Consider the following 21,901-nt stretch of genomic DNA (forward strand, 5'->3'; position numbering starts at 1 on the left):
TTTAAAGGGCGCTCTCAGGCGCCCTTTAGTATTTATACATCTTCCGACTCAGCCCTAAACCGCCGTACCCGTTGACTGTAATAGCCCAGTGACTGCTCCAGCGTCTCCAACGTGACCGGTTTCGACAGGCAGTTATCCATCCCGGCCTCAAGACAGCGCTGTTTCTCTTCTGCCAGCGCATTAGCCGTCACGCCTATCACCGGGGCTGTAAAATCGGACCGACGCAGGCAACGTGTCAATTCATAACCATCCATATTCGGCATATTGACATCAGTCAATACGATATCCACCGGATTGCGTTCCAGTACGCTGAGCGCATCGACACCATCATTGGCGGTAATCACCTGATAGCCCAACGATGCCAGCTGATCGGATAGCAAGCGCCGGTTAATCGGGTGATCGTCCACCACCAGCAGGCGAATATCTCCGTTATCGGCACTATTGGCCTTAACCGATAACGGCAGCTGCGCCAACGCCTTATCGCTTTCGGTAACCACACCAAATAGCCTGTTCAACAGTTGGATAGCGTCCCTTGGCGTGGAGGTACTATGCAGCCAGTAACCTGGGTGCGTTTCCAATGACGGCCCAATGTGCGCAATGGAGAGTTCGATCTGTGCCAACAGCGGAGTGTCCACCTGCAAAGGATGATCGCTGAACAGAACGTCCCCTGCCGCGGTTTGTTGCCCCTCATAACGTAATACCGTGGCACCGTAGCCGCCAAGGATCGCCTGTAAATAGCTTTCCAACCGCTGGTTACGAATTTGCAGCCACAGGTTTTTGCCCTGCCAGGTATCGCTGGCCTGCAGCGCCGGGAACTGCGCCCCAAACAGCGGAATACGAATGGTAAACAGGCTGCCGAGGCCAGGCTCGGACTCCACCGCGATATCACCGTCCATCAGGTTGATCAGTTTTTCACAAATCGCCAGCCCAAGCCCGGTGCCTTGGAAATGGCGCTGCACCCCGCTGCCAACCTGGAAGAAGGGATCAAACAGGCGCAAGACCTCTTTTTCTGGAATGCCGACGCCGGTATCGCGAACGCTGAACTCCAGATAGCTGTCACGGGTGCAGACCTGCAAGATAATACAGCCGGTGTCGGTAAACTTGATGGCGTTATTCAACAGGTTAGACAATACCTGTTGCAAACGCACGGGATCGCCATTGATACGCTCAGGCACACCTTGTTCAATAAAACAGTACAAACCGAGCCGCTTTTTCACCACCAGCGGCAAGTAGTTGCCCGCAATGTGGGTAATGACTTCCAGGCAAGAAAACTCACGAGGTTCTATTTTCAACTGCTCCGACTCAATCTTGGAGAAGTCCAGGATGTCGCTGATGATCTTCAGCAACAGCCCCGAGGAATTGTTCATCGCATTGACCAGGCGATCGACCCCTTGCGGCAACGCTTTGGTCTGCAGCAGATCCAGGTTGCCGATAATCCCGTAGAGCGGCGTGCGCAGCTCATGACTGACGGTGGCCAGGAACATCGATTTGGACTGGCTGGCCTGTTCCGCCGCCGCGGCCATTTCCTGCAGCGACTCTTCCATTTTGACGCGGGCACTAACGTCAACCAGCACGCAGATAGCCACGTCCTCATTGCGGTAACGGGAATGCACAAAGCTGATTTGTAGATTGTTGTTATTACTGGTCATCACATCTACAAAGTTGACCTGCTGTTCGCAGATAATGCGTGTAATACGATCCCGATCCTCGTTGGTCAACAGGTTGATATAGTTATGCGCCAGTTCATTACTCAGGATGTTGGTACCATCACTGATGCGCAGAATGCAGATGCCCACCGGCGCCGAAGCCACGATTTTGCGGTTGAACTGTTCATGCTCCTCCAACCGGAAGGCATTCTCTTCCGCAGGCAGGAACATCTTGCGTTCGAACAACCACGCCAGGCTGAACAGCACCACGGCCGACAGCAGGTTAAGCAACACCGCATTGAGGATCAGTACCTTGAAGCGCTCCACCACGCTCTTCACCGGCAATGAATACACGATGCTGAGCGACGAAGGCGGCAGCGCCTTCTTCATGATTAGATCCTGGTAACTGTCGACATAGCCAAAATAGGTGTGTTCCTGCGGATAAACATTGAGCGAAGAGGCGTAGCGATCGCCATTGGCCAGTCGCAGCACCGATTCGTTGTTCTCATCCAGCAGATTAACTCCCACCGGCAGGTTGCTGGTGGTGACAAAGTCCTCCAGGCGGATCGTCTGTTCAATCCCCAGCAGCGCTTCCAGCTTGTTGCCGACATAGACCGGCGTCATCACATACAGATAACCTACATCAGGCCGCTGCTGGCTGGGGCTGATCCAGTAAAGGTTATTGTCTTTCTCCGCGCTGTTGGCGGCGTTACGGTATTTAAGGATGCGCTCATGCAGCGCCTTGAGCACGTTTTGCCGATCGGTGATACCGTTGCTGCTACCGAATTCCGTCATGCACAGGCTGTCACTGCCGATAAAAAATACCCGGTTCAGATCATAGGCCGCGACAAAGTTTTCTTTCCAGTATTGGATCAGACTGTTTAACGACGTGATCGAGTCACGGTAGTTAGAGTTCAGCGCACAGTTGGATTCTGGGTACAGCGGCTTCATCTCCGGCTGGCTGTCTTTGCCATTCATCATGCCGGTGAACAGCTCGAGGCTCCCTACCGTGCCGTTGAGGCGGTTTTCCGCCATGTATTTGATGTCGCGGATGATATCCGCCGAGTGGCGAATGTAACCCTGAGCCTGGTCAAAGTTGAGATTATATTCCTGCCTGATATCGGATTCTTTCTCATGCACGATATCCAGGATATAAAACGTGGTCAGCAGTGCACCCAGCGACCACAGCATGAACGCCAGCACCCGAAACAGATAGCGGGAAATTTTTAACGTGGTACGGAAAGAGGCTAAGTATTTCAAGCAGGTACCATGCCAGAGTAAGGGGTGACGAGCATAATCATAGCAAAACAACGATCCCGTGCAGCATCGACAAGTGATTGCAGCAATTAAACCATACAACTGAAAAAGGGCCTAGCATCGCTGCCAAGCCCTTTTTGAACCACCCAGATTATACGGCCAAGGCCGTGCTATTTAGGCGTTCTCGTCATCCATATCGTCTACGGCGCCGGTATCCTCATCACCCTCATCGAGTGGTGTGGTATCTTCTTCCGCTTCGTCGCTTCCTGGTTCAAGGCTATCAAGCTCTTCATCTTCAACCGGTTCAGCAACGCGCTGCAGGCCGACGACGTTCTCGTCTTCCGCAGTACGGATCAGGGTAACACCCTGGGTGTTACGGCCAACCACGCTGACTTCCGCGACACGGGTACGCACCAGCGTGCCTGCATCGGTGATCATCATGATCTGGTCGGTAGTTTCTACCTGCACAGCCCCAACAACCTGGCCATTACGCTCGCTGACCTTGATGGAGATAACCCCTTGGGTCGCACGCGATTTGGTCGGATATTCCGTTACCGCAGTACGCTTGCCGTAGCCGTTCTGCGTCACGGTCAGGATATCGCCTTCACCGCGTGGAACAATCAGCGAAACTACACGATCGCCTTCACCGAGGTTGATACCGCGTACGCCGGTAGCGGTACGGCCCATCGAGCGCACCTGCCCTTCTGGGAAGCGCACCACTTTACCGTTGGCGGAGAACAGCATCACTTCGTTGCTGCCGTCGGTCAGGTCAACACCAATCAGCTCGTCTCCCTCGTTGAGGTTAACGGCGATGATGCCAGCACTGCGTGGGCGGCTGAACTCGGTCAATGCGGTTTTCTTCACGGTACCGCTGGCGGTAGCCATAAACACATGGCGCCCTTCTTCGTATTCACGCACCGGCAGAATGGCGGTGATACGTTCGTTGGCTTCCAGCGGCAACAGGTTGACGATCGGGCGGCCACGAGCACCACGGCTGGCTTCCGGCAGTTGATACACCTTCATCCAGTACAGGCGACCACGGCTGGAGAAGCACAGGATCGTGTCGTGGGTGTTGGCCACCAGCAGACGATCGATAAAGTCTTCTTCTTTAATACGGGCGGCTGACTTGCCTTTACCACCGCGACGCTGCGCTTCATAGTCGGTCAGAGGCTGATACTTCACGTAGCCCTGATGCGACAATGTCACGACCACATCTTCCTGGTTGATCAGGTCTTCGATGTTGATATCAGACGTGTTGGCGGTAATTTCGGTACGGCGTGCGTCACCGAACTGATCGCGCATGGCCACCAGTTCTTCACGGATCACTTCCATCAAGCGGTCTGGGTTTTCCAGAATAAAGATCAGCTCAGCGATGATGTTCAGCAGCTCTTTATACTCGTCCAGCAGCTTCTCGTGCTCCAGGCCGGTCAGTTTCTGCAAGCGCAGATCCAGGATCGCCTGAGCCTGTTGCTCGGTCAGGTAATATTTACCGTCACGGATACCGAACTCTGGCTCCAGCCACTCTGGGCGTGCAGCGTTGTCACCGGCGCGTTCCAGCATCGCCCCGACGTTACCCAGATCCCAAGGTTGCGCGATTAACGCAATCTTCGCTTCTGCCGGAGTCGGCGCGCGGCGGATCAATTCGATAATCGGGTCGATGTTGGCCAACGCAATGGCTAACGCTTCCAGGATATGGGCGCGATCGCGGGCTTTACGCAGTTCGAAAATGGTACGGCGGGTCACCACTTCACGGCGGTGGCGCACAAATGCACGCAGAATATCTTTCAGGTTCAGCAACTTTGGCTGGCCCTGATGCAGTGCCACCATGTTGATACCGAAGGTGACCTGTAGCTGAGTCAGCGAATACAGGTTATTCAGCACCACTTCACCCACGGCGTCACGTTTGACTTCAATCACGATGCGCATACCGTCTTTATCAGACTCGTCACGCAGCGCGCTGATGCCTTCAACGCGTTTCTCTTTCACCAGCTCGGCAATTTTCTCGATCAGGCGCGCTTTGTTCACCTGATAAGGAATTTCATGCACGATGATGGTTTCGCGGCCGGTTTTAGCGTCCGCCTCTACCTCGGCACGGGCGCGGAGATACACTTTGCCACGGCCAGTACGGTAGGCTTCTTCAATACCACGACGACCATTGATGATTGCCGCCGTCGGGAAGTCCGGGCCTGGGATGTGTTCCATCAGCCCTTCAATGCTGATGTTTTCATCCTCGATATAGGCCAGACAGCCATTGATAACTTCAGACAGGTTATGCGGCGGAATGTTGGTCGCCATACCTACGGCGATACCGGACGAGCCGTTGACCAGCAGGTTCGGGATCTTGGTTGGCATAACGGCCGGGATCTGCTCGGTACCGTCATAGTTTGGCACGAAGTCGACGGTCTCTTTTTCCAGATCCGCCAGCAGTTCGTGGGCGATTTTCGACATGCGCACTTCGGTATAACGCATTGCTGCGGCGGAGTCGCCGTCCACAGAACCGAAGTTACCCTGGCCGTCCACCAACATGTAACGCAACGAAAACGGTTGGGCCATACGGACGATCGTGTCATACACCGCGCTGTCACCATGCGGGTGATACTTACCGATCACGTCCCCAACGACACGGGCCGATTTCTTGTATGGTTTATTCCAGTCGTTACCCAGTACATTCATCGCGTACAGAACGCGGCGGTGCACCGGCTTCAGTCCATCACGAACATCTGGCAACGCACGGCCGACAATAACGGACATCGCGTAATCCAGATACGAGCTTTTCAGCTCTTCTTCGATATTTACCGGTGTGATTTCTCTGGCAAGGTCGCTCATGGAGCTGCTATCCCTCATACTGAATGATTCATCTGCCTTGGCGTAGTGCCAAAGGTGTAAAACTATATCACAAAGCGCGCTTTACGGGGAAATTACCGGCGCTGTTTCGCTGAAATGTGCTGCCCTGCGGGCGAAAATTGCCCCGGTAACAACAGCGCTGCGCCAAGCGTGCCGGAACATGTATAATCTGCACCATAAGAGAACCAGGAGCTAATAACGCCCATGAATGCTGAATCATCCCGTCACGCGCCAAACGTTGATCACCAGGAAATCGCCAAATTTGAAGCTGTCGCCTCGCGCTGGTGGGATTTGGAAGGTGAGTTCAAGCCGTTGCATCGGATCAATCCGCTGCGTCTGAATTATATCATGCAGCGCGCAGGAGGCATTTTTGACAAACAAGTGCTCGACGTTGGCTGTGGCGGCGGCATTCTGGCAGAAAGCATGGCGCGTGAAGGTGCGTTGGTGACCGGGCTGGATATGGGGGCAGAACCGCTCCAGGTAGCGCGGCTGCATGCGCTGGAAAGCGGTATGCAGGTGACCTACGTGCAAGAAACGGTAGAAAGCCATGCGCAGGCTCATCCGCAACAGTATGACATCGTCACCTGTATGGAGATGCTCGAGCACGTCCCGGATCCGGCCTCCGTCGTGCGCGCCTGTGCGCATTTGGTCAAACCAGGCGGCCATGTGTTCTTCTCCACCATCAACCGCAATACCAAAGCCTGGCTGATGGCGGTCATCGGCGCTGAATACGTGCTCAAGATGGTGCCACAGGGCACCCATGATCATAAGAAGTTCATCCGCCCTTCTGAACTGATCGGTTGGGTCGACGGCACCGAGCTGCGTGAAAAACATATCATCGGGCTGCATTACAACCCGATCACCGACCATTTCAAGCTGGGCCGCAACGTGGATGTGAACTACATGGTGCATACCCAGCACCAGGGTTGACACTGCCATAACGTACCGGTGGCGATGTTTGCGCCGCCGGTGCGCCTAAGCGTATAAGATAAATACCTATTTATCCGTTTTCGATCAAAAAAGCCGATCTAAACCGCTTTTAAGAATATAAAAGCAGATCAATATGCGGTTTTTTTCTAACGTTTAATAAAGCGGCAAACGATCGGGGTTTTCACAAAATCAGCAAAATCTCATCGCGCTTATTGACAACCTTGTCACCCCAGATAGGGCGCGCACTAGGAACAATTGGTAACATTTCACCCCCAAGTTATCCACAAGATCGGCAGGTTTTGTTCACTTGCAAACCCACTGTTTTATCACTATCTTGTTACCTCACCGACATACACCCCCTATATATAGTGTTTACATACTGAGCAGAGCGACTACACTTTCTGCTTAGGGGAATCTCACGGACAGGTAAAAATGAACCAAAGCCTACTTGTAACTAAACGCGATGGCAGTAAAGAGCGCATCAACCTCGACAAAATCCACCGAGTCATCGACTGGGCCGCGGAAGGTTTAAACAACGTCTCGGTCTCTCAAGTAGAGTTACGTTCACATATTCAGTTTTATGACGGCATCAAAACCGCCGATATTCATGAAACCATCATCAAGGCCGCAGCCGATCTGATCTCCCGTGACGCACCGGACTATCAGTATCTGGCCGCTCGCCTCGCCATCTTCCATCTGCGTAAAAAAGCTTACGGCCAGTTTGAGCCACCGAAGCTGCTCGACCACGTCGCACGCATGGTGGAGATGGGCAAATACGATAAACATCTGCTGGAAGACTACACCACTGAAGAGTTCGAGCAGATGGACTCCTTTATCGATCACTGGCGTGATATGAACTTCTCTTACGCTGCCGTGAAGCAGTTGGAAGGTAAATATCTGGTGCAGAACCGCGTCAGCGGCGAGATTTACGAGAGCGCCCAGTTCCTGTATATCCTGGTAGCCGCGTGCCTGTTCTCCAACTACCCGCGCGCCACCCGTCTGGACTACGTAAAACGTTTCTATGACGCGATCTCCACCTTCAAGATTTCACTGCCTACGCCGATCATGTCTGGCGTGCGCACCCCAACCCGCCAATTCAGCTCTTGCGTGCTGATCGAGTGTGGTGACAGCTTGGATTCCATCAACGCCACCTCCAGCGCCATTGTGAAATACGTTTCACAGCGCGCCGGTATCGGTATCAATGCTGGCCGTATCCGTGCCTTGGGTAGCCCAATTCGTGGCGGTGAAGCCTTCCACACTGGCTGTATCCCGTTCTACAAACACTTCCAGACCGCGGTGAAATCCTGCTCTCAGGGCGGCGTACGTGGTGGTGCAGCAACGCTGTTCTACCCAATGTGGCATCTGGAAGTGGAAAGCCTGCTGGTGCTGAAAAACAACCGTGGGGTTGAAGGCAACCGCGTCCGTCATATGGACTACGGCGTGCAGCTCAACCGCCTGATGTATCAGCGCCTGATCAAGAATGAAGATATCACCCTGTTCAGCCCGTCTGACGTTCCAGGGCTGTACGACGCGTTCTTCGCCGATCAGGACGAGTTCGAGCGCCTGTATACCCTGTATGAGAAAGACAGCAGCATTCGTCAGCAGCGAGTAAGAGCGGTAGAGCTGTTCTCACTGATGATGCAGGAACGTGCTTCTACTGGCCGTATCTACATCCAGAACGTCGATCACTGCAACACCCACAGCCCGTTCGATCCGCAGATCGCCCCGGTACGCCAGTCAAACCTGTGCCTGGAAATCGCTCTGCCGACCAAACCGCTGGATGACGTTAACGACGAAAACGGCGAAATCGCGCTGTGTACGCTGTCCGCATTCAACCTGGGTGCGATTGAAAGCCTGGACGATCTGGAAGAGCTGGCGACGCTGGCCGTACGTGCGCTCGACGCCCTGCTGGATTATCAGGATTACCCGATCAAAGCCGCTCACCGTGGTGCGATGGGCCGCCGCACCCTGGGTATCGGTGTGATCAACTTCGCCTATTACCTGGCGAAGAACGGCGTACGCTATTCCGACGGCAGCGCCAACAACCTGACCCACAGAACCTTCGAAGCGATCCAGTACTACCTGCTGAAAGCCTCGAACCGTCTGGCTCAGGAGCAAGGGGCTTGCCCGTGGTTCAATGAAACCACCTATGCGCAAGGCATCTTGCCAATCGATACTTACAAGAAAGATTTAGACGCGATCTGTAACGAACCGCTGCATTACGACTGGGAAAGCCTGCGTAAAGAGATCAAAGAGACCGGCCTGCGCAACTCAACGCTGTCTGCCTTGATGCCGTCGGAAACCTCGTCGCAGATCTCCAATGCCACCAACGGCATTGAGCCACCGCGCGGCCATATCAGTATCAAAGCGTCCAAAGACGGTATTCTGCGCCAGGTCGTTCCTGAGTATGAACGTCTGAAAAATGACTACGAACTGCTGTGGGAATTACCGAATAACGACGGTTACCTGCAACTGGTTGGCCTGATGCAGAAATTTATCGATCAGTCGATCTCGGCGAACACCAACTATGACCCAACCCGTTTCCCGGGTGGCAAGGTGCCGATGAAGCAGTTGTTGAAAGATCTGCTCACCACCTACAAGTTCGGTGTCAAAACGCTGTATTATCAGAACACCCGCGACGGTGCAGATGATATCCAGGAAGACATGCAGCCTGCTCAGGGCGGCGATGACGACTGTGAAGGCGGCGCCTGCAAGATCTAACGTTTGACACAGCGGGCCGGAACTCTTCCGGCCCCTTTAATTTTCAGCCCGGCACTAATGGATCCAAGCTCATGGCTTACACTACTTTTTCTCAAAACAAAAACAACCAGTTGCTTGAGCCGATGTTCTTCGGCCAGTCGGTCAACGTGGCGCGTTTCGACCAGCAAAAGCATGAAATCTTCGAAAAGCTGATCGAAAAACAGCTCTCCTTCTTCTGGCGTCCGGAAGAGGTTGACGTCGCGCGCGATCGTATCGACTATCAAGCGCTGCCGGAACATGAGAAGCACATCTTCATCAGCAACCTGAAGTATCAGACGCTGCTGGACTCCATTCAGGGCCGTAGCCCTAACGTGGCATTTCTGCCGCTGATCTCCATTCCGGAGCTGGAAACCTGGATCGAAACCTGGTCATTCTCAGAGACCATTCACTCGCGTTCCTACACCCATATCATTCGTAATATCGTTAACGATCCGTCGGTGGTGTTCGACGATATCGTCACCAACGAGGAGATCCTCAAGCGGGCAAAAGATATCTCCGGCTACTACGACGATCTGATCGAAATGACCAGCTACTATCATCTGCTGGGTGAAGGCACGCATCAGGTCAATGGTAAAACGGTGACCGTTAACCTGCGCGCCATCAAAAAGCAGCTGTATCTGTGCCTGATGAGCGTCAACGCGCTGGAGGCCATTCGTTTCTACGTTAGCTTCGCCTGTTCGTTTGCTTTCGCCGAGCGTGAGCTGATGGAAGGCAACGCCAAAATCATCAAGCTGATCGCCCGCGACGAAGCCCTGCACCTGACCGGTACGCAACATATCCTGAACCTGATGCGCTCAGGCGCCGATGACCCAGAGATGGCCGAAATCGCCGTGGAATGCCAGCAACAGTGCTATGACCTGTTCGTCCTGGCGGCACAGCAAGAGAAAGAGTGGGCCGAATATCTGTTCCGCGACGGCTCCATGATTGGCTTGAACAAAGACATCCTGTGCCAGTATGTGGAATACATTACCAATATCCGCATGCAGGCCGTCGGCCTGGGCTCACCGTTCCCTACCCGCTCCAACCCAATCCCGTGGATCAACGCCTGGCTGGTGTCGGATAACGTGCAGGTGGCTCCGCAGGAAGTGGAAGTCAGCTCTTACCTGGTCGGCCAGATTGACTCTGAAGTCAACGCCGACGACCTGAGTGATTTCGAGCTGTAAGTGGCTGCACCAACCATCACGCTGCGTGCCACCGGTACGCAGCTCTCCTGCCCCGAAGGTGAGAAATGCCTGCTCGACGTGCTGGAACTGCATAAGGTGGAGGTGGAATACCAATGCCGCTCCGGCTATTGCGGTGCCTGCCGAGTGAAATTACTGAAGGGTGAGGTCGCTTACCACCAGCAGCCGTTGGCATTTATCAATCATGGCGAGATCCTGCCCTGCTGCTGCATGCCCGCCATGGATATCGAGCTGGAAATCTAACTCAATAAAATAATCATCGAACACTGAATACCCTAAGAAATTCAAGTTGCAGCCAACAACGCTGCAGCTTGAAAGGCGACGGGTATCAATGCCCAAGACGAAGAGTCTCAAACACCCGCAAAGCGTGTAACAACTCAATCCCACAGTGAATACCCCTTATATTGTTATGATCCATAAGGGATATCTCACCGCCATGAACGAGTTTCTACTCGATAATTTCCACAATTTCCAGCCAGCCGTTTTTGCCGCAAACCTGGCCGCCATTCAGCCAACGACGCAGCATATCCAGCGCCAGCATCGCGACCGACTCCTGACGTAAACGCAGGCCATGGCGTGATGCGCGATAGCTTACCGTCTGGCCAATACCGCCTTTGGGCGTATGCAGGGCAACGCTGACACGATCTCCTGCCATGGCGCTAACCGCCAACGCCAGCTGTGCGCCGGTGAGCTGCGCCAAAGACTGGGCTCGCGCCAGCACCGTTGCCAACGTTTCGCAGCAATGCGCCGGTAACAGTTCGCCACCGGCTAGCGGGGCAGCTTCGCTCTGCAACTGCAGGTTGATCAGGCCGGCGGTAAATTGCTCGCTCAGCGCCAGCGTCAAGTTCTGCTGCTGTAAGCGTTGTGTCAGCTCTGCCGGTAGCCCAGCCGTACCTTCAAATATCGTATTGTCACCCGCAACCTGCCGCACTCGCTGCCAGGCTTGTTCCATCGCGGCACGCTGAGCCTGTGGGCCAGTCAACTTCAATTCAATAATTGGACTGGAAGAGCGATAGCCCAGTACGACACCCGGCGGCAAAGGCATGCCGTCCAGTTCAGCAGCCAAGTCGCTTTCCGAAGTCCCAAAGGTGGTAAGGCGAAGACACAACGGCGGCTCAGGCAGAGTAAAGCCTTGGCGCAGACGTGGCAGGATCTGCTCTGCTACCATCACTTTAAATTCGGAAGGCACGCCCGGCGTAAAGAACATCCGGCATTTATTCAGCGTTAAGGCAAAGCCGCAAGCGGTACCTACACGGTTATCCAGCATTTCCGCATTAGCCGGGATCTGCGCCTGTTTACGGTTTGAAGCTGCCATTGGGCGGCCACGTTCCGCAAAATAGGCTTCCATACGGGCGATCCATTCAGGATGTTCGACCAATTCGGTATCACAAGCCTTGGCCGCTGCCAACGCACTGAGATCGTCGCTGGTTGGCCCCAGACCGCCGTTGACGATCAGCACGTCGGCAATATGGCTGCGCTCCTGCAGGATTTCGATCAGCGAAGAAAGGCTATCCCCCACCGTTTCGCGTCCGCTCATCGGTAAGCCTTGCTGGAACAGGTAATCTGCCAGCCAGGCAGCGTTGGTATCAATAATTTGCCCATGCAGCACTTCATCACCAGTGCTGAGCATCTCCACCCTTAACATTGACCTCTCCCTTTATGTTCAGATCCCTCCACTATAGAAGCCTGTAAACAACTTTTCACTACACAGCCAACGATATTGCTGTCTAAAGGCATTTTTTATTACCGACGCAACCCGATCAATATCCGTAAATTTAGATGTACACCATACGTAACGCCGGTTTGACACAAAATCGGCAATCAACTATTCTGCCGCACTAAAAATAGGGCCCCGAAAACGCCCCTAAATTATCCAATAGCAGAGAAAAACGTGAAGAATCGCACGCTGGGCAGTGTTTTTATCGTGGCAGGCACCACCATTGGTGCAGGGATGCTGGCTATGCCCCTGGCGGCAGCGGGCGTAGGTTTTGGCGTAACGCTCGCACTGCTGGTGGGGCTGTGGTTATTGATGTGCTATACCGCGCTGTTGCTGGTCGAAGTTTATCAGCATGAGCAGGCGGACACCGGCCTGGGAACGCTGGCCAAACGTTATCTGGGCGGCGGTGGTCAGTGGCTTACCAGCTTCAGCATGATGTTCTTGATGTATGCGCTGACCGCAGCCTATATCAGCGGCGCTGGCGAACTGCTGGCTGTCAGCATCAGCCAGTGGACTTCTCAGGACTTCCCGACTTACCTCGGCGTGCTGCTGTTCACCCTGGTCGCCGGGGGGATCGTCTGCATCGGCACCCATTCGGTGGACCTGTTCAACCGTATTCTGTTTACCGCCAAGTCGATTTTCCTGATCGTCATGCTTGGCCTGATGATGCCGCACATCCAGCAAACCAACCTGCTGACGCTCCCGCTGGAACAAGGGCTGGCGCTCTCGGCCATCCCGGTGATCTTCACTTCGTTTGGTTTCCACGGCAGCGTACCCAGCATCGTCAACTATATGGGCGGTAACATCCGCAAGCTGCGTTGGATCTTTATCATCGGCAGTGCCATCCCGTTAGTGGCTTATATCTTCTGGCAGTTAGCGACGCTGGGCAGCATCAGTTCCACCACCTTTGTCGGCATTCTGGCACAACAGGCCGGGCTGAACGGTTTACTGCAAGCGGTGCGTGACGTGGTCGCGTCGCCTCATGTCGAGCTGGCGGTGCACCTGTTTGCCGATTTGGCACTGGCAACCTCGTTCCTGGGGGTTTCGCTCGGGTTGTTCGACTTCCTGGCCGATCTGTTCAAACGCCGGGATAATGTGCGAGGCCGCTTGCAGACCGGTGCCATCACCTTCCTGCCGCCATTGGCATTCGCACTGTTCTATCCACGCGGTTTTGTGCTGGCACTCGGGTTCGCGGCAATTGCGCTGTCGGTACTCGCCTTGTTGCTGCCTTCATTGCTGGTCTGGAAAACTCGTCGTCGGCATCAGGCCAGCTATCGAGTCTGGGGCGGGACGCCAGCGTTGGCGTTGGTGTTTGTCTGTGGGGTGGCGGTGATTGCCATTCAGCTCAGCATCGCGAGCGGCCTGTTACCGGCTATCGGCTAAAGCGGAAAACATTGGGGCGCCGCATGGCGCCCCTTTAATAGCAGGCAGGATCAGAAGCCCACGCCCACACCAATATAAGGGCCATCGGCGATCGCGTTGTCGCGGTTACCGTCTTTACCTTCGATGTTGATGTAACGATAACCGACATCCACATTGAACGGACGCACGTTTAAGCGCAGCCCGCCATTAGCTTCGTTGTAGGCTTTTGCCCCGCTGGTCAAAGACTCCGGCGCAAAATAGCCTTCGCCATACAGGCTGAGATAGCGGTTGAGATCCCATTGCAGACCGCCCCCTAATGCCAATGCCCCACCATCTTTGCCATCTCTCGGGCTAAGATAAATGGCCTTGCCGCCCACGGTGGCCGTCAAAGGCCCAACCGGCAGGCCGAAGCTCAACCCCAGACTCCCGATGTCACCATCATGATCGCTACGGATCCAGTTGCCGCTGATCCCTAAGCCCGCCGTTGTTCCCCCCAAGCCTACACCAAGGTTGGTGTAATGTTCCCCTGCCTCACCGCTCACGCTGATTGCATTGGCAGAGCCAGCCACAAACAGCAAACCTGCTGCGCACGCGACTAAAGTTTTGTTCATTATTGATCCTTTTCATTCTTCATCATCAGGGAGTGATGATGTCTGGCACCGGAAAAAATACGCGGGTAAGTGTAACTGAATTGTCATCAATCCCCGGCTAATTTAAAGCAATAAGCCGTTAATTTTTCAATAAACTGTAAACAAATGCCAATCAGTTACCCCAAAATTACAACGATAAGCGCTGCCTATTTGCCGAGGACTGAGAATAAGTCTACAACTAGAAGTGCCTTTGATGAAGGTCAGCAGGGCTGGCCTTTTCATTAGTTAATATGATGAAGATCTGCAGCACCCGAAACTGAGCTACCAACTTAACTGCAACACAGTAAGGAGCAATTGATGAGCAAGAAAGGATTAACTACCGCGGCTGGCGCGCCCGTTGTTGATAATAATAACGTGATCACCGCCGGTAAGCGCGGCCCGATGCTACTTCAAGACGTTTGGTTCCTGGAAAAACTGGCCCACTTTGACCGCGAAGTGATCCCAGAGCGTCGTATGCACGCCAAGGGGTCAGGAGCTTACGGCACCTTTACCGTCACCCACGATATAACCAAGTACACCCGCGCAAAAATCTTCTCTGAGATTGGTAAGCAAACCGAGATGTTCGTCCGCTTCTCTACCGTTGCCGGTGAGCGCGGGGCTGCCGACGCCGAACGTGATATCCGCGGCTTTGCCATGAAGTTCTATACCGAAGAAGGTAACTGGGATCTGGTCGGTAACGATACCCCGGTGTTCTACCTGCGCGATCCACTGAAATTCCCTGACCTGAACCACGTGGTAAAACGCGATCCGCACACCAACCTGCGCAATCCGGTGTATAAATGGGACTTCTTCTCCCATCTGCCTGAATCACTGCACCAGTTGACCATCGACTTCAGCGACCGTGGCCTGCCTAAATCCTACCGTCATATGCACGGTTTCGGCAGCCACACCTTCAGCTTTATCAATGCCAATAACGAGCGTTTCTGGGTCAAGTTCCACTTCCGCTGTGAGCAAGGCATCGAAAACCTGATGGACGATGAAGCAGAAGCCATCATCGCCAAAGATCGTGAAAGTTCGCAGCGCGATCTGTTCGACTCCATCAAGAACGGTGACTTCCCACGCTGGAAACTGCAAATCCAGATCATGCCAGAACATGAAGCGTCACAAACCCCGTATAACCCGTTTGACCTGACCAAAGTCTGGCCGCACGGCGACTACCCGCTGATCGATGTCGGCTTCTTCGAGCTGAACCGCAACCCGGATAACTACTTCTCCGAAGTAGAACAAGTGGCCATGAACCCGGCTAACGTGGTGCCTGGCGTCAGCTTCTCACCGGATAAAATGTTGCAGGGCCGTCTGTTCTCCTATGGCGATGCGCACCGCTACCGCCTGGGCGTCAACCATCACCAAATCCCGGTCAACGGTGCCAAATGCCCGTTCCATAACTATCACCGCGACGGGGCGATGCGGGTGGATGGTAACAGCGGCAACGGCGCAACCTATGAGCCAAACAGCTTTGGGGTGTTCCAGGAGCAACCAGATTTCAGCGAACCGCCATTGAGCATCGAAGGTGCCGCCGATCACTGGAATCATCGTGAAGACGACGATTACTACAGCCAACCGCGCGCGCTGTTCAATCTGCTGAGTGCCGAGGAGCACCAACGTATGTTCACCCGTATCGCCGGTGAGCTGTCGCAGGTGCCAGAACAGATCCAACGCCGTCAGGTTGAGCTGTTCACCAGGGTACATCCTGATTACGGCAGCGGTGTTGCCAAGGCCCTGGGCCTGAAATAATCGGTTACACCAATAGCAAGGCCGCCCTCGGGCGGCCTTTTTTGCAACGCTACAGATTATGCCTGCAGTTGGCTACTCGCCCACTGTTGTAGACGACGGCGCGAAATCTTGATGCCGCCGTTTTTTAGCTCGTCGGGCAACGCCAATGCGGCAATCGGCCGCTGGAAGTTCGCCAGCCGGTCCTGCGCCCAAAGCATTAACCCCTCCAGCGTCAACTCGCCTTCCAGATCGACCACCGCTACCGGCCGTTGGCCAAACTCTGCATCGTCAATCGGCACGATAAACACCTGCAACACCTGTGGATGCGCGGCAAACACACGTTCCACATCTTCCGGCTGAACGCCTTCCCCGCCGCTGAAGAACAGGTTATCCAGCCGGCCAATAATACGCAGTTCACCCTGCTCCATCGCGCCACGATCGCGGGTATGGAACCATCCTTGCTCGTCGGTAATGGGCACTAGCTCGCCCCGCAACCAATAACCCAGCGCCAGGCTGGTGGAGCGGATCCAGACCTCCTGATCCACCAGGCGTATTTCACGGCCTGGTAAAGGTGCCCCAACGCCGGGCAGTTCGTCGGCACGCTTGGCGCAAACCGTTGAAGCCAGCTCCGTCAAACCATAGCCGCACCAGCAGTGGATCCCTACCGCCTCGGCCTGCTGGGTGAGTGACACCGGGATCATCGCCCCGCCGAGCAGCACTTCTTTTAGCGCATGCTTGGCCATCGGTTCAGACAGCAAGCGCCAAAGTTGAGTTGGCACCAGCGAAGCATGGGTACATCCCGCCAACGCATCGGCCAAGGGTTGCATTTCACGCACCACAAGCTGTGCCCCCACCGCCAGCCAGCGCCAGATAATGCCCTGACCAGACACGTGAAACAGTGGCAGCGAGAGCAGCCAGCTGTCTTGCGGCTGAAATTCCAGCAGTTGCAACACGCCCTCTGCACTGGCAAGGTGGCCGGCATAGCTATGGGCGGCGGCTTTTGGCAAGCCGCTGGAGCCGGAAGTCAGCGTCAACGTCGCCAGTCTTTGTTCATCCCATGGCAACAACTGCAAGTGGCACTCATCAACGCCCGGCGGCGACAAGACGATCGCGCCAGGGGGCAACTCAGGCAAGCCATCCGGGCTGAAAGCAAAGTCGATATCCAGATCCGGCAGCAAGGCCGCCAGCATCGGCGCAGGCAGCGTCGGATTGAGCGGCAGCAGCCGCGCACCACACTGCAAGAGCGCCAGATAAGCCAGCAGCAGTGGATAGCTGTTTTTCCCACACAGCAGCACACCGCTACCGGGTAACACGCCCTGGCGCTGAAAGTCGGCAGCCAGCACTTCTACCTGCCGCTGTAACATCAGCCAACTGACCGGCTGTTGTTCGAAGATCACCGCGGTCGCCTGCGGGCGCTGTTTGGCCCAATGCCGCCACGGCCAATCACTCAACTGCGCCATACACACTCCAAGGAATCAATGCCCAATAAGGGCAAGGTGCTCTCTGGCCAGCTGCGTATCAACTGGGCCTGCATCAGGTTCAACGTATCCAAACCTGGCACCGTTTGCGGCGTCAGCCAATGCGCGATGCGCGCCAGTTGCGTCAACCCCAGACTGGACTCAATACTGGAACTGATCACTGCCACCAATCCGGCCTGATGCGCCTGCATGACCAGTTCACGGCAGCGGACCAGGCTTCCCACCAAGGTCGGCTTGATCACAATCGCTGCCACGCCCGGCTCGGCCTGCACGACAAAATCGGCTTCACGCACGCTTTCATCCCAAGCGATGGCAATCCCGGTTGCCTGGGCAAACTCACGGGATTCGTCACGGGTTTTGCAGGGCTCTTCCAGAAACGCAATGCGATCGCGCCACGCCGGGTTGACGTATTTGGCAAAACCGTCCGCTTTGGCCCGGCTCCAACTGCGGTTGGCATCGAGCCGTAGCTTGAGATCGGGCAAGGCTTCCAGCAATACGTTGACGACCATGCCATCGCGTACCGCCTCATACAGCCCCACTTTGACCTTGGCCACTTTCTCCCCCGGCAGTGCCGCCAACAGATCGAACAGCTCGTCCGGATCGCCAGTGCATAGAGGTGCCTTGCGGTAGTCGGCCTGCGTTGGCAATTCCCCGGCCATTTCCGCCAGGGCACAGCTGGTGCCGAAGGCCACCGATGGCCATTCGCTCTGCGCAGGCAGTTCACCCGCAATCCAAGCCTGCACCCAGGCCAAGGTAGCCTGCTGCGCCTGGTCGAGTGTCTCCTGGCTGAACTCCGGTAAGGGAGCTATTTCCCCCCACCCTTGCTGCCCATCCTGTTGCAGGTGGATCAGCAAACCATCTCGGGTTTTCAGCCGCTGGTTGCGCAGCACTACGCCCGCCTCCATCGGCAGGCTATAGCGATAGATCGCAGCAACACGGGTTAGTGCCGTCATTACGGGTTACGCTTGAATTTGCTGAAGTCAGGCTGGCGTTTTTCGATAAATGCGTTGCGCCCTTCCTGACCTTCATCGGTCATATAGAACAACATGGTGGCGTTGCCCGCCAGCTCTTGCAGCCCGGCCTGACCATCGCAGTCGGCGTTCAGTGCGGCTTTCAGGCAGCGTAGGGCCATAGGGCTGTTCTGCAACATTTCACGGCACCAGCGCACGGTCTCTTTTTCCAGATCGGCCAACGGCACCACGGTGTTGACCAAGCCCATATCCAGCGCCGCAGCAGCGTCGTATTGGCGGCACAGGAACCAGATCTCACGGGCCTTCTTCTGGCCGACGATACGCGCCATGTAGGAAGCGCCCCAGCCGCCGTCAAAGGAACCGACTTTCGGCCCGGTCTGGCCAAAGATAGCGTTATCGGCCGCAATGGTCAGATCGCACATCATATGCAGCACGTGACCGCCGCCGATAGAATATCCGGCCACCATCGCCACCACCGGTTTAGGGCAGGTGCGGATCTGGCGTTGGAAATCCAGCACGTTCAGGTGGTGTACGCCGCTGTCATCACGATAGCCGCCGTAGTCACCGCGCACTTTCTGATCGCCACCGGAACAAAAGGCTTTATCCCCGGCACCGGTAAGAATGATGGTGCCGATGCCGTCGTCATAGCGCGCGTTCGACATCGCCTCGATCATTTCCTTCACCGTGTGCGGGCGGAAGGCGTTACGCACCTGCGGGCGATTGATAGTGATTTTGGCAATGCCATCGCTGGACTTGTGATACAGGATGTCTTCGAAATCACCCGAGCAGTCCTGCCAGTCGATCGCGGCGTACAGTTGTTCTTCATTGGGATACAGCATGTTTGGTTCCTTTTTTTGCAAGAAATGCATCGAGCGCGGCGGCAAAATCTGCCGGATTGGCCAGATGAGCGTTATGGCCCGCTTCTGGCACGGTTTGCAATGGCAAACCGGCATCACGCGCCAACGCCTGAAACTTGTGATCGTCAGCACCGCATAACACCATCACTGGCAGTGCCAACTGTTGTAATTGTGGCACCAGCCAAGGTTGCCGCCCAAGAGACGTCGCCTCCAGCATATCGGCAATGGCAGGGCCGTGGTTGTCGGCACGGGCGGCGATCAACGCCTCGCGGTGTACCGGGCTGAGGTTGGCAAAGACCGGTTGGAGATACCAGTCGGCCAATACCGTTTTGATCCGTTCGGTGCGAAAACGCTTCGCCCAGGCGGCATCATGGGCACGCCGCTGGGCACGTAAATCCTCGTTCTCCAACCCTGGATTACCGCCTTCGATCACAATACCTTGTAGCCCTTGCGCTTCTCCGCAGCAAGCATGGTACATGGCAATGCGCCCACCGAGTGAATAGCCCACCAGCCAGTAACGCTCGATATTATGCTGCTGCAGCGTGGCGGTGATTTGCCTGCTGACATCGGCAAAGTCCAGGCAGGATTGATCGGCAGAGTCGCCATGGCCGGGTAAATCAATCGCCAGCGAGGGCCACTGTTCACAACGTGAGGCGATCACCCGCCACTCATTGTTGTTCCCTAGCAGACCATGCAGCCAGATCAACCATGGGCGTTGGCTTTCACCCTGTTGTAACACGCGGGAAGCCAGCATCAGTTTGCCCCCATTTTTTGTACCAGATGTTGCAAGGTTTCTGCGCCATCGCTCGGCGGCACCTGCAACTCAATCAGCGTGGCTCCGCTGTGACGCCAGGCTTTTTCCACTGCCTGCTGCAACTGCCCCCAGTTTTCCGGGCAGGCATAATCAAGCTGGAACATGGCTGCCGCCTGGCTGAACTCCACATCCTGCGGCATACAGTAAAACCGCTGGCGCTCAGGTTCCGGCGTTGGCAACAGCGAGAAAATCTGCCCGCCATTGTTATTCACCACGATCAGCACCGTGGGTGCCGAACACTGGCGCAACAGTGCCAGGGCGTTCAAATCGTATAGCGCGGAGAGATCGCCTACCACAGCCAACGTCGGCTTGGCTGTAGCGCGCTGGACCCCAGCCGCGGTGGAAATTAGGCCGTCGATACCGCTGGCCCCGCGGTTGCTGAACACCGGATAACCGGCAGGCAACTGGGTTAAGGCATCGATCAGGCGCACAATCAGGCTGTTACCGAGAAACAGTTGGCCGTTCTCTGGCAACAGCTCAGGCAGGCGATGGGCCAGTTGGGCCTCACCAAACCGGTTAACCAGGTATTGCGACGTCGCATCGAGGGCATCATCCGCCAACGCGGACAGATCGCCAGCCCAAGGTGAGCGAGGTTGCGCCGGATGCAGATCGAGCCACTCGCCAACGGCAGAACGAATACGGCGGCCACGATGATGCGCAGGATCGAGCCGCCCAGGCAGATCGTCGATCAGCCAGAACTCCTCCGGCTGGCAGCGCTCCTGCCACTGCAGCAGGCGTTTGCCCGTCAGGCTGCTGCCAAACTGCACCACCAACTGCGCACTTGCCAACAGATCGCGAGCCTGGGGGTTAGCCAGCCATAAGTCGGCACAGGGCAACGGTTGCCCCGTTTGCGAAAGGGCATCGCCGATCAGCGGCCAACCGAGCATGCCCGCCCATTCAGCCAGTTGCACGCCCTCTTCCGCCCCCATCCTGCCAGCGATAATCACGCCGCGCTTCTGCCGCCAGAAAAACCAGTCCGGCTGCTTAATAACCTGATGGGGATCCATTTCACGCAGCCAAGGGTGAGTATCCTGCCACCAGTCCCCTAACTCTGCCGACCACTGCTCATACAGCTGTTCATCTCCGCCATATAACGGCTCCGCAAACGGGCAGTTGATATGCAGGGCACCCTGCCGTAGGCGCGCCATCGCACTGTCCAGGGTAGATACCAGCCAGCGAGCCGGAATATCCGGGCTTGGGCGTGGCAAATCGATGTTCAAGGTGGGGTGGCTCGAGTAGAGGCCGTTTTGGCGGATCGCCTGATTGGCTCCGCAGTTAATCAACTCCGGCGGACGATCGGCGGTGAGAAACACCAGCCGCTCCCCGGTTAGCCCAGCTTCGATCAGGGCAGGATAAAGATTTGCTGCCGCGGTACCCGAGGTGACGATCACCGCCACTGGCTCACGCGTGGCCTTTGCCAGGCCGAGCGCTAAATGGCCCAGGCCCCGCTCATCGAAATGAGTATGACAGACAAAAGCGCGGTTCGCGGCAGCGGCCAACGTAAGAGGCGTGGAGCGCGATCCCGGAGCGATACAGACATGCCGCACTCCATGGCGGACCAGCGTTTCCAGCAGCAACGCCGCCCACCGGCGATTAAAAACACTTGTCGACATATTTCGCTCATCAGTAGTAAACAGAGGTTACGCGCCGAAGCCTACCCAAAGGAGGTAGCGAACCGGGGATCATAACTCTGAATTATATAAGTAATTATCTTTACGGCT

General features: G+C 55.6%; 15 protein-coding genes. 6 read left to right on the forward strand and 9 right to left on the reverse strand.

Annotation, left to right across the window (positions count from 1 at the left end; translation table 11 throughout):
• Positions 1-32: 32 nt before the first annotated feature.
• Both rcsC and gyrA read right to left on the reverse strand, forming a co-directional pair.
• Positions 33-2,906, reverse strand: a complete 2,874-nt coding sequence (gene rcsC / locus IMQ33_RS09845; protein WP_196062680.1) for a two-component system sensor histidine kinase RcsC — start codon at positions 2,904-2,906, stop codon at positions 33-35.
• 171 nt (positions 2,907-3,077) lie between these two features.
• A complete protein-coding gene (gyrA, locus tag IMQ33_RS09850; protein ID WP_065683117.1) occupies positions 3,078-5,729 on the reverse strand; it encodes a DNA topoisomerase (ATP-hydrolyzing) subunit A in 2,652 nt (883 codons plus the stop codon).
• Between the two features lie 222 nt (positions 5,730-5,951).
• Here gyrA and ubiG point away from each other — a divergent pair, with 222 nt between their 5' ends.
• From ubiG to yfaE, 4 genes are all read left to right on the forward strand, one after another.
• Positions 5,952-6,677: a bifunctional 2-polyprenyl-6-hydroxyphenol methylase/3-demethylubiquinol 3-O-methyltransferase UbiG gene (gene ubiG / locus IMQ33_RS09855; protein ID WP_021178493.1), complete on the forward strand. Its 726-nt coding sequence runs from the start codon at positions 5,952-5,954 to the stop codon at positions 6,675-6,677.
• A 432-nt stretch (positions 6,678-7,109) separates the two neighbouring features.
• On the forward strand, positions 7,110-9,398 hold the full coding sequence (gene nrdA, locus IMQ33_RS09860) for a class 1a ribonucleoside-diphosphate reductase subunit alpha (RefSeq protein ID WP_065683116.1): 2,289 nt from the start codon (positions 7,110-7,112) through the stop codon (positions 9,396-9,398).
• A gap of 71 nt (positions 9,399-9,469) precedes the next feature.
• Positions 9,470-10,600 (forward strand): class Ia ribonucleoside-diphosphate reductase subunit beta, encoded by a 1,131-nt coding sequence (gene nrdB / locus IMQ33_RS09865; RefSeq protein WP_024485993.1) that lies wholly within the window; start codon positions 9,470-9,472, stop codon positions 10,598-10,600.
• Entirely contained in the window at positions 10,601-10,861 is a 261-nt protein-coding gene (gene yfaE / locus IMQ33_RS09870; protein WP_065683115.1) for a class I ribonucleotide reductase maintenance protein YfaE, read from the forward strand.
• Positions 10,862-11,066: 205 nt separating this feature from the next.
• Here the strand turns inward: yfaE and IMQ33_RS09875 are convergent, their stop codons facing one another.
• A complete protein-coding gene (locus IMQ33_RS09875; protein ID WP_196062681.1) occupies positions 11,067-12,263 on the reverse strand; it encodes a nicotinamide mononucleotide deamidase-related protein YfaY in 1,197 nt (398 codons plus the stop codon).
• 246 nt (positions 12,264-12,509) lie between these two features.
• Between IMQ33_RS09875 and tyrP the strand changes: the two genes are divergently transcribed.
• A complete protein-coding gene (gene tyrP, locus IMQ33_RS09880; RefSeq protein WP_024529612.1) occupies positions 12,510-13,718 on the forward strand; it encodes a tyrosine transporter TyrP in 1,209 nt (402 codons plus the stop codon).
• 50 nt (positions 13,719-13,768) lie between these two features.
• On the opposite strand, the gene IMQ33_RS09885 is transcribed toward tyrP, so the two are convergent.
• Positions 13,769-14,308, reverse strand: a complete 540-nt coding sequence (locus IMQ33_RS09885; RefSeq protein ID WP_065683113.1) for a YfaZ family outer membrane protein — start codon at positions 14,306-14,308, stop codon at positions 13,769-13,771.
• A 336-nt stretch (positions 14,309-14,644) separates the two neighbouring features.
• On the opposite strand from IMQ33_RS09885, the gene katA reads away from it, so the two are divergent.
• A complete protein-coding gene (gene katA, locus IMQ33_RS09890; RefSeq protein WP_196062682.1) occupies positions 14,645-16,081 on the forward strand; it encodes a catalase in 1,437 nt (478 codons plus the stop codon).
• A gap of 56 nt (positions 16,082-16,137) precedes the next feature.
• Here the strand turns inward: katA and menE are convergent, their stop codons facing one another.
• The 5 genes from menE to menD are packed head-to-tail and all read right to left on the reverse strand — an operon-like array spanning position 16,138 to position 21,793.
• Entirely contained in the window at positions 16,138-17,520 is a 1,383-nt protein-coding gene (menE, locus tag IMQ33_RS09895; RefSeq protein ID WP_065683112.1) for an o-succinylbenzoate--CoA ligase, read from the reverse strand.
• Positions 17,508-18,491, reverse strand: coding sequence for an o-succinylbenzoate synthase (gene menC, locus IMQ33_RS09900; RefSeq protein WP_196062683.1), 984 nt, complete (start codon positions 18,489-18,491; stop codon positions 17,508-17,510). Before menC ends, menE begins: the two co-directional genes overlap by 13 nt.
• Positions 18,491-19,348 carry a 1,4-dihydroxy-2-naphthoyl-CoA synthase gene (gene menB / locus IMQ33_RS09905; RefSeq protein ID WP_021805976.1) on the reverse strand — a complete coding sequence of 286 codons (858 nt, stop codon included), beginning with the start codon at positions 19,346-19,348 and terminating at the stop codon, positions 18,491-18,493. The genes menC and menB overlap by 1 nt, the downstream gene beginning before the upstream one ends.
• A complete protein-coding gene (menH, locus tag IMQ33_RS09910; RefSeq protein ID WP_065683110.1) occupies positions 19,332-20,120 on the reverse strand; it encodes a 2-succinyl-6-hydroxy-2,4-cyclohexadiene-1-carboxylate synthase in 789 nt (262 codons plus the stop codon). Before menH ends, menB begins: the two co-directional genes overlap by 17 nt.
• Positions 20,120-21,793 (reverse strand): 2-succinyl-5-enolpyruvyl-6-hydroxy-3-cyclohexene-1-carboxylic-acid synthase, encoded by a 1,674-nt coding sequence (menD, locus tag IMQ33_RS09915; protein ID WP_074028096.1) that lies wholly within the window; start codon positions 21,791-21,793, stop codon positions 20,120-20,122. Before menD ends, menH begins: the two co-directional genes overlap by 1 nt.
• Between the last annotated feature and the right edge of the window lie 108 nt (positions 21,794-21,901).

The organism is Serratia sp. Res13-Sevr-LER1-36-b (assembly GCF_015673035.1).
Classification (GTDB): Bacteria; Pseudomonadota; Gammaproteobacteria; order Enterobacterales; family Enterobacteriaceae; genus Chania; species Chania fonticola_C.